This window comes from Pseudarthrobacter defluvii, from assembly GCF_030816725.1.
GTDB classification, from domain to species: domain Bacteria; phylum Actinomycetota; class Actinomycetes; order Actinomycetales; family Micrococcaceae; genus Arthrobacter; species Arthrobacter defluvii_A.
In genome coordinates this window covers 2751546-2764056 of sequence record NZ_JAUSYG010000001.1, presented here as the reverse complement: position 1 = coordinate 2764056, position 12511 = coordinate 2751546, and the positions used below count along the sequence as shown (strand labels likewise).

General features: G+C 67.6%; 11 protein-coding genes. 7 read left to right on the top strand and 4 right to left on the bottom strand.

Going from position 1 to position 12511, the window contains the following annotated elements; genetic code table 11:
- Nucleotides 1-19: 19 nt before the first annotated feature.
- Complete coding sequence (locus tag QF031_RS12995) at nucleotides 20-1411, top strand: pyridoxal phosphate-dependent decarboxylase family protein (protein ID WP_307428688.1); 1392 nt, start codon at nucleotides 20-22, stop codon at nucleotides 1409-1411.
- A 43-nt stretch (nucleotides 1412-1454) separates the two neighbouring features.
- On the opposite strand, the gene QF031_RS12990 is transcribed toward QF031_RS12995, so the two are convergent.
- The 3 genes from QF031_RS12990 to QF031_RS12980 all read right to left on the bottom strand — a co-directional run bounded on the left by QF031_RS12990 (nucleotide 1455) and on the right by QF031_RS12980 (nucleotide 4489).
- Complete coding sequence (locus tag QF031_RS12990; protein ID WP_307428685.1) at nucleotides 1455-2504, bottom strand: aminoglycoside phosphotransferase family protein; 1050 nt, start codon at nucleotides 2502-2504, stop codon at nucleotides 1455-1457.
- Entirely contained in the window at nucleotides 2494-3261 is a 768-nt protein-coding gene (locus tag QF031_RS12985) for a VIT1/CCC1 transporter family protein (protein ID WP_307428682.1), read from the bottom strand. The genes QF031_RS12990 and QF031_RS12985 overlap by 11 nt, the downstream gene beginning before the upstream one ends.
- Before the next feature lie 100 nt (nucleotides 3262-3361).
- A complete protein-coding gene (locus QF031_RS12980; protein ID WP_307428678.1) occupies nucleotides 3362-4489 on the bottom strand; it encodes a DUF4439 domain-containing protein in 1128 nt (375 codons plus the stop codon).
- 105 nt (nucleotides 4490-4594) lie between these two features.
- On the opposite strand from QF031_RS12980, the gene rimP reads away from it, so the two are divergent.
- The 5 genes from rimP (at nucleotide 4595) to rbfA (ending at nucleotide 10586) form a co-directional block, all read left to right on the top strand.
- On the top strand, nucleotides 4595-5206 hold the full coding sequence (gene rimP, locus QF031_RS12975; RefSeq protein ID WP_307428674.1) for a ribosome maturation factor RimP: 612 nt from the start codon (nucleotides 4595-4597) through the stop codon (nucleotides 5204-5206).
- On the top strand, nucleotides 5206-6186 hold the full coding sequence (gene nusA, locus QF031_RS12970) for a transcription termination factor NusA (protein ID WP_307428671.1): 981 nt from the start codon (nucleotides 5206-5208) through the stop codon (nucleotides 6184-6186). The genes rimP and nusA overlap by 1 nt, the downstream gene beginning before the upstream one ends.
- A gap of 112 nt (nucleotides 6187-6298) precedes the next feature.
- Nucleotides 6299-6709: a YlxR family protein gene (locus QF031_RS12965; protein ID WP_307433336.1), complete on the top strand. Its 411-nt coding sequence runs from the start codon at nucleotides 6299-6301 to the stop codon at nucleotides 6707-6709.
- Between the two features lie 152 nt (nucleotides 6710-6861).
- Nucleotides 6862-9789, top strand: coding sequence for a translation initiation factor IF-2 (gene infB / locus QF031_RS12960; protein WP_307428667.1), 2928 nt, complete (start codon nucleotides 6862-6864; stop codon nucleotides 9787-9789).
- Nucleotides 9790-10076: 287 nt separating this feature from the next.
- On the top strand, nucleotides 10077-10586 hold the full coding sequence (gene rbfA / locus QF031_RS12955) for a 30S ribosome-binding factor RbfA (protein WP_307428664.1): 510 nt from the start codon (nucleotides 10077-10079) through the stop codon (nucleotides 10584-10586).
- Between the two features lie 87 nt (nucleotides 10587-10673).
- Here the strand turns inward: rbfA and QF031_RS12950 are convergent, their stop codons facing one another.
- Nucleotides 10674-11801, bottom strand: a complete 1128-nt coding sequence (locus QF031_RS12950; RefSeq protein WP_307428661.1) for a ScyD/ScyE family protein — start codon at nucleotides 11799-11801, stop codon at nucleotides 10674-10676.
- Between the two features lie 175 nt (nucleotides 11802-11976).
- Between QF031_RS12950 and QF031_RS12945 the strand changes: the two genes are divergently transcribed.
- Complete coding sequence (locus QF031_RS12945; protein WP_307428654.1) at nucleotides 11977-12510, top strand: nucleoside deaminase; 534 nt, start codon at nucleotides 11977-11979, stop codon at nucleotides 12508-12510.
- Nucleotide 12511: the final 1 nt, after the last annotated feature.

Here is a 12511-nt window from a genome sequence, read left to right as displayed (position 1 = left end):
CCCGGCGTAGCATGCACGTATGGCACACGGCGATGACGAGTATGCCGCGGCCCTCGCGGCCGCAGCAGGGCATTCACAGGCCTGGCTGGAAAGCCTCCGGAACCGCCCTGTAGGACCCCGCCTGCATGCCTCCGATCTTGCTGGCGTGTTTGGCGGGCCGCTGCCCGTAGCAGGCATGCCCGCTGCTGAGGTGATCGATTTCCTGGCCACGCAGGCCGAGCCCGGGCTCATGGCCATGCCCTCGGGCCGGTTCTTCGGCTGGGTTATCGGCGGCACCCTGCCCGCTGCCCTGGCCTCGGACTGGCTGGTCAGCGCCTGGGACCAGAACGCCTGCCTCCGCTACGCCACGCCGGCCACCGCTGCCATTGAGGAGGCGGCCGGACACTGGCTCCTGGAGCTGCTGGGCCTGCCGTCCACGGCCGACGTCGGATTCGTCACCGGCGCCACCATGGCAAATTTCACCGGAATGGCTGCTGCCCGCTGGCGGCTGCTCGCCGACGCAGGCTGGGACCTGGACAGCGACGGGCTCTCCGGCGCACCCCGGATCCGATGCTTCGTGGGACGGGAACGGCACGACACCGTGGATCTTGGCCTGCGCTACCTGGGCCTCGGAAAGCCGACGCAGGTGGACGCGGACGGCCAGGGACGGCTGGTCCCCGCCGCCCTGGACGCCGCGCTTGCTGCCGGCAGCGGGCCCGCCCTGGTGTGCCTCCAGGCGGGCAACCTGCACTCCGGCGCCTTCGACCCCTTTGCCGAAGCCATCGCCGTCGCACGCAAGCACGGCGCGTGGGTGCACATCGACGGTGCCTTCGGGCTGTGGGCTGCCGCTGTGCCGGAACTGCGGCACCTCACCCGGGGCTATGAAGAGGCCGACTCCTGGAGCACGGATGCCCACAAGACGCTGAACGTTCCCTACGACTGCGGCATCGCCGTCGTCCGCGACCCCTCCGCGCTGCGGGCTGCGATGGGCCTGCATGCGAGCTACCTGGTGCACGACGCGGAAGGCCCGGGCGATCCCTTCGAGAAGGTCCCTGAACTTTCCCGGAGGGCCCGTGGCGTGCCCGTATGGGCCGCGCTAAAAAGCCTGGGCCGGGAAGGCGTCGCAGCCCAGGTAGGGGGACTGGCGGGAGCTGCCGCCGCCATCGCAGAGGGAATGGCGGCCCTGGACGGCGTGGAGGTACTCAACGATGTTGCCTACACCCAGGTGTGCCTGGCGTTCGGCGACGACGACACCACCCGTGCAGTCACCGCCCGCATCATCGAGGACGGGAAAGTATGGATGTCCGGTTCGCGGTGGCGGGACCGGGACATCCTTCGGGTTTCGGTGAGCAATTGGCATACGGCGGGGGAGGACGTGGCTACCGCAGTCGACGCCGTCCGGTCAGCCCTTGCCTCTGTCCGGACGTCCTGACAGTTCCAGCGCCTCTTTTCGCCTGCGGCGTGTCCCGCCTTCGCTATGCGCCCATTCCTGGCTCGGGCAACGCATGGGGATGGGGAAGGCCGTCCAGCGCCTTGCCGGCGAGGGTACTGGCAACCCAGAGGGACCGGGCCAGATCTCCACGGTGTCCCTCCCGGGCGTACCAGAGCGCGTTCTCCACCTCCCTGGCGATGCCCCACTGCCGGGCTACGTCAGGCTCCAGTCCCGCGGCGGAGCTGAACTCGTGGCAGCGCCTGAGGAGCGCCGCACCCGACTGGGCCGCCGGCAGGTCCGCAAGGCGGTTCCAGAGCAGCGGGGCCACGGCGAACTCTGGCTCGCCAATCATCGGCTGCGGGTCGATGGCTGCATAAGCTGCATCCGCCGGTGCTTTCTCCGGCCCCACTCCCGGACGCGCCAGGACGTTCAGGAAATGCAGGTCCGTGTGGACCAACAGGTCGTGGGCGGACCGGCGGCCCACCGCGCCGCGCGTCTGGCACACTTCAAGTGCGGCTTCCAGGAGCCAGCGTGGGAAGGGACGGCCAAGCTGGTCCCAGTCCGCGGGCAGCTCGTCGCTCCACTGTTCGGCGCGGGCCGCAATGTGGTCGAACTCCCGCCATTCGGGGCGGTGGTCCGGGGCCAGACCCAGCCGGCGCACCAGCCCGCCCCACACCTCGGCTGCATCATCAAGCGGCACCCCTGCCAGGGCGCTGCCGGCATCCAGGCGTTCCAGGAGCATCGCGCACGATTCCGCTTCCGAGGCCAGCAGTGCAACGGCGCCGTGACCGTCCCAGAGCGCCAGCGCATGCCGCTCCACCTTGGCTTCCTCGTGGGGAAATGCGATTTTTAGTGCTGCGGGAGAGCCGTCTTCCCGCCGCACGGGCACCACGAGGCCGCCGTGCCCGCTCCACGGCAGGCTGCCGGGGGCAAGGTCGACTTCCAGTTGCCACTGCTCCAGGCGGTCCAGCAGCAGGTGTGGAAGGCGCCCCAGCCAGGCCCTGCCCCCGCTGCTGTGTGCGTAACGCCGGAAGAGGTCCGGTGGGATGGGTGGTACCGGCGCGGAGCCACGCACCACGGGGTCAGACAACACCCGATGCCCCCAGCAGGTTGCCGATCAGGAACGTTGCCGCGAGCGCCAACGCGCCGCCCACCACAACACGGACAGCCGCCCGCGTTTTTGAGCCGCCGCCGATCCACGCCCCCAGGGCACCGGTCAAGGCCAAGGCCACCAGGACTGAAACAAACGTCAGCGGGACGCGGACATCAGGCGGGGGAAGCAGGATGGCCAGCATTGGCAGGATGGCGCCAATGGTGAAGGCAATGGCGGAGGCGAACGCCGCGTGCCAGGGGCTGACGATGTCCGCCTCATCAATGTTGAGCTCCGCGGACAGGTGTGCTGCCAGGACATCGTGGGCGGTAAGTTCCTTGGCAACCTTGGCCGCTGTTTCCGGGCTGAGGCCCTTCGCCTGGTAGATGGCCGCCAGCTCAGCCAGTTCCGCTTCAGGTTCCTCCGCCAGTTCGCGGCGCTCCTTTTCGATCAAGGCACGCTGGCTGTCGCTTTGGCTGCTCACGGAAACATACTCGCCCAGCGCCATCGACACCGCGCCGCCCACCACCCCGGCCACGCCGGCCGTGAGGATGGGGCCTGACTCAGCCGTAGCCCCTGCCACGCCGACCACAATCGCCGCGACTGAGACGATGCCGTCGTTGGCGCCCAGGACACCTGCGCGCAGCCAGTTCAGCCGGTGCGCGGTGTCGTCGCCGTGCGGTTCCGTCTCAAGGTGGCTGTTCAGCTCCGGGCCGGCGGCACCGGCTCCTGGGGGATCGGCTGGTTCATCCGCATTCATGCCTTCAGCAAACCACCCCTGCCTGCCCGGTGCCACCCTCTGCGCGGTGTTCTTTGCGGCCGGACACCAGCGATCTCAGGCCGTTGACGGGAGGAAGGGATTAGGCTCCGGGAGCCGACGGCGTTCCGGCAGTAGTTGCCGGAAGTCCGCTGCCGGCGGGAAGGGCGGGCAGTTGGCCGACGTCCAGGGTGAGGCCCGGAACAGGTCCGGGGTCCGCACCCCAGTGAAGTGCCCGTCCTGCGGCAGCCTGAAGCGCTGACAGCGCCCACTTCCGGTCCTGGCCCTGGGATACCGCAACGAGGTCGCCGTAGGAGGCCAGGGTGGCCACCTCGAGCCTGCCCAAACCCGCCGCCGGGGCGGCGAGGAAGCCGGGATCGAGGACATACCCGGGCTGTTGCGGCACCGCCCCGCCGCAGGCGAGCCGGAGGCGTTCCCCGCCGTAGGCGGCCAGCTCTTTGTGCGCGGCCAGGAATTCCGACGCCGGGCCGGCCTCGGTGGGACGGAGGCGGGGGAGGGCCGCCTGGTAGCCGTATGCGGCCTGCTGCTCCGCGGCAACGGCAGCGGCAAGCACCTGGCGTGTACCGGGGAGGGCGCCTGGGCCGGAGCCCCGCTGGGCGGCGGAGGCTGACGGTGACGGGCACGGAGACGCTGTTGTCGAACCTGCCACTTCTTCCTCCGCTCCCGCCGCTCCCTGTGGGACGGGTACCCCGGTGGCGGCGGCAAGGCGGCCGGCCGCGAGGAGCTGCGCGGTGCCGGTGCCCGCGAGAAGGCGCGCCATGCCGCCGTCGGCCGTTTGCGCGTCCTTGATGCGGGCTGTCCCGCTGTCGGCCAGTGCCTGGACGAGCCCCGCGGCGCTCAGGGGAGCCGCGGTGGGAGACGGTGCGGGGGATGCCGGCGACAGGGCCGGCGCCGGCTCAGGCGTGGCGGACATCAGCGAAGGGGACATCAACGCCCTGGCCTGGATGGTCAGCAAGGTCACAACCGGGGCCAGGGCGGTGGAATCCGCTGCACCGGTGGAAGCCAGATCCATCCCGGAAGCACGCAGGTCCATGGCCGTACTGAGCGCCGCCGCCCTGGCCCGTTCCGTGAACGAAGGCTCGGCGGGAGCGGGCCTTTCCGCGGGAATCAAGGCAAAACCAAGGCTCAGGACCACCAGCGCAGCAAGGGCAAAGACGGCAAACCGGAATGGGCGCAGGCGCGGTTGGGCATCCTTGAGGGGGTGGTTCACAACAGACCATGGTGTCACGCTGAGGGGCACCCGGGTGCACCACTGGGCCGGTAAAATAGCTACGCTAGTAAACACCACAACATCTATAGGGAGGCGGCCGGCATCGTGAGCAACGCAGAAGCTACGGCTTCACCAGACCACACCGGCTCGGGAAGCGGAACCGCACCGGTCCACAACCCTGAAGCTGCCCGGCTCCGGGCCCTCCTGGAACCCGCAGTCCAGGCCAACCGCCTGTACCTTGAGGACGTGGCCATCATCCCCGGCTCCCACCGGGTGGTCCACGTCGTGGTGGACCTGCCGCAGGAGGAGACGGGCGGCGTCAGCCTGGACGTGATCGCGGACATTTCCAGGGTGCTCTCGGATGTGCTGGACAACGACCCCAATGACGACGGCCGTCCCTACGACCTCGAAGTGTCCTCGCCCGGCGTCGGCCGTCCCCTGACTGAGCCCCGCCACTGGCGCCGCGCCCGGGGCCGGATGGTCAAGGTCAACGTCATCCAGGGCGAAAACATGACCGGCCGCGTCCACTCCGTGGATGACGGGGGAGTGACTCTCGTTCCGGAAATCGCAGTCAAGAAGGGCATGAAGCCCCGGCAGGGCGAACCCGTAAAGCTTCCTTTCGACAGGATCCGCAACGGAAAAGTCGAGATCGAATTCAGCCACCTCCAGGAGGACGGTCTGGAACCTGAACACAATGGACCTTCTGAGGAGGCCTGATGGATATTGACATGAGCGCACTGAGGCTTTTGGAGCGTGAGCGTGAAATCCCGCTGGACCTCCTGATCCCCACCATCGAGCAGGCGCTCCTGGTGGCGTACCACAAGTCGCCCGGCGCCTTCGAAAAAGCGCGCGCCGAACTGGACCGCAAGAGCGGCCATGTGACCATCTGGGCTGTGGAGATCGACGACGACGGTGCTCCCATCGGCGAGTTCGAACACACTCCCGAGGGGTTCGGCCGCATCGCCGCCAGCACTGCACGGCAGATCATCCTGCAGCGGCTCCGCGATGTGGAGGACGACAACGTCCTGGGTGAGTTCAAGGGCCGCGAGGGCGAGCTGGTGTCCGGCACCATCCAGCAGGGCAACAACCCGCACATGATCCAGGTCAACCTCGGCTCCATCGAGGCACTGCTGCCGCCGCCGGAGCAGGTTCCCGGCGAGAAGTACATCCACGGCAACCGCCTGCGCGCCCTGGTCATCGATGTGCACCGGGGCACCAAGGGTCCCTCCGTGACGCTGTCCCGGTCCCACCCGGGCCTGGTCCGGAAGCTTTTCGAACTGGAAGTCCCCGAGATCGCCGACCACTCCGTGGAGATTGTTGCGCTGGCCCGCGAGGCCGGCCACCGCACCAAGATCGCCGTCAAGGCGAACACCCCAGGGATCAACGCGAAGGGTGCCTGCATCGGTGAAATGGGTTCGCGCGTACGCGCGGTCATGACCGAGCTGAACGACGAAAAGATCGACATCGTCGACTTCAGCGAGAACCCGGCCACCTTCATCGCCAGCGCATTGTCGCCGTCACGCGTGAATTCGGTCACCATCACTGACGAAGCCACCCGTTCGGCAAGGGTGGTGGTCCCCGACTACCAGCTATCCCTGGCCATCGGCAAGGAAGGCCAGAACGCCCGCCTCGCGGCAAAGCTGACCGGATGGCGCATCGATATCGTCTCCGATGCCGCGGTGGCCCGCGACAAGTAAGTCCGGCGGTGGCTGGCGCGCTGCGCCGGCCACCCGGTTTCGGGCAGAACGGCCCGGAGGGGCTAGAATAGATAAGACCGCGCCTAACAGCCGGTAGCCGTGTGCCTTGGGCGTGCTCGTTTCCGTACCTGCGGAGGCGGTAAAACCTGCGGCCAGCAGAAGGAACGTCAGGACGATAACCGTGGCAGAAGTGCTTTCCACCGGGAATCAGCCCGAACGTACCTGCATCGGATGCCGGAAGAAGGGCCCGCGGTCGCAGTTGCTCCGGCTCGTCGCCGAAGGCAGCGGGTCAACCGCTGTCCTGGTGGATGAACGACGCCGGATGGCTGGCCGGGGTGCATGGCTGCACCCCAGCACATCGTGCCTGGCTCTGGCGATCAAGCGGCGAGCATTCGGGCGTGCCCTTCCGGGCGCAACCGAAACAGCAGCCGTCGAACACTGGATCACGCCAGGAACGAACGTTGACGCCGCCACGGTGGCTGCAACACCAACCGTCCAACCTGAAAGCGGGTCAGAAATCTGATGGAAACCCGATGAGTTCCCAGCGATGAGTGCGTAACGATGACAACTTTGTTGCGCTCTGCAATGGGCCCCTTCGCATCAACAGCGGCTGGGGTCCGCAGTAAGAAGTAGACGGTTCGTGCCTGGCTCGGTGCGGACCGAGACAGGAGAAATGTGGCCAAGGTCCGCGTACATGAGCTCGCGAAAGAGCTCGGTATAACTTCCAAAGATGCAGTGACAAAACTGCAGGAACTGGGCGAATTCGTTCGCTCTGCCTCTTCAACCATTGAGGCCCCCGTTGTGCGTAAACTGCGCAACGCATTCCCCGACGCCGCGGCAAAGTCGGCGGCTCCAGCCGCAGCACCCGCCGCCGCGCCCAAGGCATCCGCTCCGGCAGCAGGAACACGCCCTTCAGCACCGGCTCCCGGCCCCGCCGCGCCCAAAGCCCCGGCCCCCCAGGCCCAGGCACCGGCTCCGGCCGCTCCCGCTGCTCCTGCACAGGCAGCAGCTCCGGCAGCCCCCACCACTCCTGCCGCCCCTGCGGCGCCGTCGTCCGGGACCCCGGCTTCGGGGACCCCGTCCTCGGGTGCTCCGTCCACCGGCGCCAAGCCCGGTGCACGCCCGGCGCCCAAGGCTGACACCCCGGCTCCCTCCGCCCGTCAGGGTGGATCCGGCCCCCGTCCAGGCGGCCCCCGCCCGGGCAACAACCCCTTCGCCACCTCCCAGGGCATGCCCCGCGGCCGCGGCGGAGATGGTGAGCGCGCGCCCCGTCCGGGCAACAACCCCTTTGCTACCTCGCAGGGCATGCCACGTCCGGGCGGAAGCCGCACCGACGGCGACCGTCCCGGTGGGCCGCGCCCCGCAGCTGGCGCAGGCGGACCCCGTCCCGGTGGGCCTCGTCCCGCAGCCGGTGCAGGTGGACCCCGTCCCGCGGCTGGTGCAGGCGGACCCCGTCCGGGTGCACCCCGCCCCGGAGGTCCCCGTCCTACTCCCGGCATGATGCCCAACCGCACTGAGCGTCCCGCACCCGCAGGTGCAGGCCGTCCCGGCGGCGGCGGCCGCGGTCCCGGACGTCCCGGCGGCGCACCCGGAACCGGCGGTCCCGGTGCCGGCGGCGGAGCTCCCGCCGGTGGTGGTTTCGGCAAGGGCGGCCGCGGCCGCGGCGGCACCCAGGGTGCCTTCGGCAAGGGCGGCGCAGGCCGTGGCAAGCAGCGCAAGTCCAAGCGCGCCAAGCGCCAGGAACTTGAGCAGATGAGTGCCCCGTCGCTGGGTGGCGTGAGCGTACCCCGCGGCGATGGCAACACCGTCATCCGGCTTCGCCGTGGCTCGTCCATCACGGACTTCGCCGACAAGATCGAGGCAAACCCCGCCGCACTGGTGACCGTGCTGTTCCACCTTGGTGAAATGGCCACGGCAACGCAGTCGCTGGACGAGGAGACCTTTGCCCTGCTGGGCGAGGAGCTGGGTTACAAGCTCCAGGTAGTGTCGCCGGAAGACGAGGAGCGCGAGCTGCTCTCCGGGTTCGACATTGACTTCGATGCCGAGCTGGAAGCCGAAGGCGACGAGCAACTCGAGGCACGTCCTCCGGTTGTCACCGTCATGGGCCACGTCGACCACGGTAAGACCCGCCTGCTCGATGCCATCCGCAAGTCCGACGTCATGGCCGGCGAGCACGGCGGCATCACGCAGCACATCGGTGCCTACCAGGTCACGCACAACCACGAAGGCACGGATCGCAAGATCACCTTCATCGATACCCCGGGCCACGAGGCGTTCACCGCCATGCGTGCCCGTGGTGCGAAGGTTACCGACATCGCCATCCTGGTGGTCGCAGCGGACGACGGCGTGATGCCGCAGACCGTTGAAGCCCTCAACCACGCCCAGGCGGCCAACGTGCCGATCGTCGTGGCAGTGAACAAGATCGACAAGGAAGGCGCCAACCCGGAAAAGGTCCGCGGCCAGCTGACCGAGTACGGTCTGGTTCCCGAGGAATACGGTGGCGACACCATGTTCGTGGAGGTCTCTGCCCGCCAGAACCTCAACATCGACGAGCTGCTCGAGGCAGTCCTGCTCACCGCGGACGCCGCCCTGGACATGCGCGCCAACCCGAACAAGGACGCCCGCGGTATTGCGATCGAAGCGAACCTGGACAAGGGCCGCGGTGCCGTTGCCACCGTCCTGGTGCAGTCCGGTACCCTCCAGGTCGGCGACACCATCGTGGCAGGCACGGCCCACGGCCGCGTCCGTGCGATGTTCGACGACGACGGCAGCGCCCTGACCGAGGCAGGCCCGTCCCGCCCCGTCCAGGTGCTGGGTCTGTCCAACGTGCCGCGCGCCGGTGACACCTTCTTCGTGACCGCTGACGAGCGCACCGCCCGCCAGATCGCCGAGAAGCGTGAAGCCGCCGACCGCAACGCCGCCCTGGCCAAGCGCCGCAAGCGCATCAGCCTGGAGGACTTCGACCAGGCCGTCGCCGAAGGCAAGATCGACACCCTCAACCTCATCCTCAAGGGTGACGTGTCCGGTGCCGTGGAAGCCCTCGAAGATGCGCTGCTCAAGATCGACGTCGGCGAAGGCGTGCAGCTGCGCGTCATCCACCGCGGTGTGGGTGCCATCACCCAGAACGACGTCAACCTGGCAACGGTCGACTCCGCCGTCATCATCGGCTTCAACGTCAAGCCCGCCGAGCGGGTTGCCGAACTGGCAGACCGCGAAGGCGTGGACATGCGCTTCTACTCCGTCATCTACGCAGCAATCGATGACATCGAAGCAGCGCTCAAGGGCATGCTCAAGCCGGAATACGAAGAAGTCCAGCTCGGCACCGCCGAGGTCCGCGAAGTCTTCCGCTCCTCCAAGTTCGGAAACATCGCAGGCTCGATCGTCCGCTCCGGTATCATCCGGCGTAACGCCAAGGCCCGCATTAGCCGCGACGGCAAGATCATCGGTGACAACCTCACCGTTGAGACGCTCAAGCGCTTCAAGGACGACGCCACCGAGGTCCGCACGGACTTCGAATGTGGTATCGGTCTTGGCTCGTACAACGACATCACCGAAGGTGACATCATCGAGACCTTCGAGATGCGCGAGAAGCCGCGCGTCTAGGCTGGTCCGCCTTCGGGCAGTCAGCAGTGCCAGGTGCGGGGCCGTTGGATTTTTCCGGCGGCCCCGCCCCTTCGCTGGGCGGCTTGGGATCTTCGATCCCGCGCCGCCCAGCTCCGGCAGGCCCGATGCCACTCCCAGGCCGCCGGAAAAATCCAACGTAGGTCCGTCGTCCACTCGCCTCAGCGCGTGGCAACCGCCTTAAGTGCGTGGCAGATAACTGAAACGTGCGCCGGCAGCCTTCGCCGCCGTCGTACGTCCCTAATTTTTTCTTCTTATAGGAGTTGTTCATGGCTGATCCGGCACGTGCTGCCAAGTTGGCGCAGCGGATTAAGGTTGTTGTTGCTGAGGCCTTGGGCCGGAGGATCAAGGATCCGCGGGTGGAGGGCGTTACTGTTACTGACGCCCGGGTGACCAATGACCTGCAGCATGCCACCGTTTACTACACCGTCCTCGGGGACCAGGCTGTCCAGGCCGATGCTGCCAAGGGGCTTGAGAAGGCCAAGGGTGTGCTTCGGCAGGAGGTGGGCCGGAACATCACCGTCCGCCTGACGCCCACCCTTGAATTTGTCGCCGACCAGATCCCGGTCAACGCCTCCAACCTGGAGGAACTGCTGCGGGAGGCCCGCAAGCGGGACGCCGAGGTTGCCGCCCTTGCAGCCAACGCCCGGCACGCAGGGGACGCCGACCCGTACAAGACCGATGCTTCCGGCGAGGTGGACATCGACGAAGACGACTTCGACGAAGTAGACACCGACCTCAGCGACGATGAAGACCTCGACGAGGACGGCAACAAGTAGGACGCACAGCAGGGCCCGGGATGTTATCCCGGGCCCTGATGCTTTTAACTCTTCCTGCTGCTTTAGCCTGGGGCCACTGACCCTCGGCTACCGGAGATCCGCCTTGATGACCTTGCCGGCGGGCGGCTGTGCCGGGTCGCCCAGGGCGTCAATCGTGGCGTAGAGGGTGTTCCCCTTGATGTCGACGTCGGCCGGCATGTTGACCGCCAGGAAACGGGAGCGGTCAGCGTCACAGGTGAACTTCAGGATCTCGCCACCGAACAGCGAAGCGACATACACATCACCGTTGTCCGCCACGGCCAGGCCCGTGGGGCTGAGGAGGTCCTCTGCCCACACATCGGTGTCGCCGTTCCACGGGTTGATCTTGAAAATCGCGCCGCGGGCACCCAGCTCAGGTCCTTCGGGGCCGCCGGGCAGGGACGTCACGTACAGCATGCCGTCAGGTCTGATTCCGACATCCGTGGGTACCGGTTCGAAGGCATATTCATGCCCTACTACACAGGCCGGCACCTCCGCCGTGTTTCCCTGCATATCCGTGGGGATCCGCAGCCCCGCCGGGATCACTGCGGGCCGTGGGGGCAGGACGGCTACGGTATCGATGTCGCCGTTCTTCAGGTTGACCTTGAGGACGGCGTTCATGCCGGCGTCGGCAACATAGGCAGTGTTGTCCCGGACAGCCAGGGCGTACGGGTGGGAGTCCACAATGCCCGTGTAGGTGGCCGGCGGGAAGCTCGGCCAGTTGGCGAGGCACTGGGCGCTGACGTCGTCGCCGAAGCCGTAGTGCTGGTCGCCGTCCGGGTTGTGGCGCCGCTCGTAGTCGGCAAAGTTCGCGATGGTGTCCACGTCGCCTTTGGAATCAACCGACTTCAGGTACCCGTGCAGTCCAGCAGGGTCCCCTTGGCCGGCGCCTACGCTTTCAAGGAAGTAGGTTGTGCTGCCGCGGGTATCGGAGCCGGCTATTTCCCAGCCCATGGGTGTGCCGGTGTCCACGTCCTCGGTGGATCTGTCACGGTTTATCCGGGTGAGCTTCCCGGCGAAGTCCTGGGACACCAGGACGGCCTTGCCGCTTCCTGCGGCGACGTGCAGCGGCGAGACCAGGCCGCCTGCAAGCTCCTCGTAATCCGGCGCTTTATTGGAAGCGGCGGCTGGGCCTGCGGACGCTATGGCAGCGGCCGAGGCGGTGATACAGGCTAAGAGTGCGAGTCTTCTCTTCATGGGGTGCTCCGGGGTGCGGGGCCCTTGCGGGCTGGATATGAAAGCCTCGGGTGAGGCGGAATGTATCCCCCGGGCGCAAGCGTAGGCCCCTACCGGCGGGTAGTGGTTGGCGGCTTCCCCCCTTCTTGGCCCCCTTTCCATCCCCCATCCGCGTAACCGTGGCTAGGATCGTGCTATGAGCGCCGCAGACCACGGAAACATCCCCCTTGAACACCTCGAACGGGAGGTGGGACAGGACCACCATCCCGAACGGGACCGTTACCTGGAACAGGCCGTGGACCTGGCCACGCGAAACGTCGGCGAGGGCGGCGGTCCCTTCGGAGCGGTGGTGGTGACCCCCGACGGGCGCGTCCACTCCGGCGTCAACAGGGTGACCCGGGACAACGACCCCACCGCCCACGCCGAGGTGGTGGCCATCCGGGCAGCCGCCGCGGCCACAGCGAACTTTGATCTGACCGGATCGGTCCTCTACGCCAGCTGCGAGCCCTGCCCCATGTGCCTGGCTTCGGCCCTGTGGGCCAGAATCGGTCGCGTCTATTTCGCTGCGGACCGCCATGGGGCCGCGGCGGCCGGCTTCGACGACGCCCTCTTCTACGACTATTTCAGCGGCGCCGCACCGGAACTGATGCCGGTCACCCGGGGTGACATCCCGACGTCGGATGTCCCCTTCCAGGCGTGGCGGGCCTTTGACAGCAGGAAGGAATACTGAC

Bases quoted from the DNA above. Each gene is read 5' to 3' on its own strand.
- QF031_RS12995 (WP_307428688.1), top strand. From the start codon at position 20: ATGGCACACGGCGATGACGAGTATGCCGCGGCCCTCGCGGCCGCAGCA.
- QF031_RS12985 (WP_307428682.1), bottom strand. From the start codon at position 3,261: ATGAATGCGGATGAACCAGCCGATCCCCCAGGAGCCGGTGCCGCCGGC.
- nusA (WP_307428671.1), top strand. From the start codon at position 5,206: ATGGATATTGACATGAGCGCACTGAGGCTTTTGGAGCGTGAGCGTGAA.
- rbfA (WP_307428664.1), top strand. From the start codon at position 10,077: ATGGCTGATCCGGCACGTGCTGCCAAGTTGGCGCAGCGGATTAAGGTT.
- QF031_RS12950 (WP_307428661.1), bottom strand. From the start codon at position 11,801: ATGAAGAGAAGACTCGCACTCTTAGCCTGTATCACCGCCTCGGCCGCT.
- QF031_RS12945 (WP_307428654.1), top strand. From the start codon at position 11,977: ATGAGCGCCGCAGACCACGGAAACATCCCCCTTGAACACCTCGAACGG.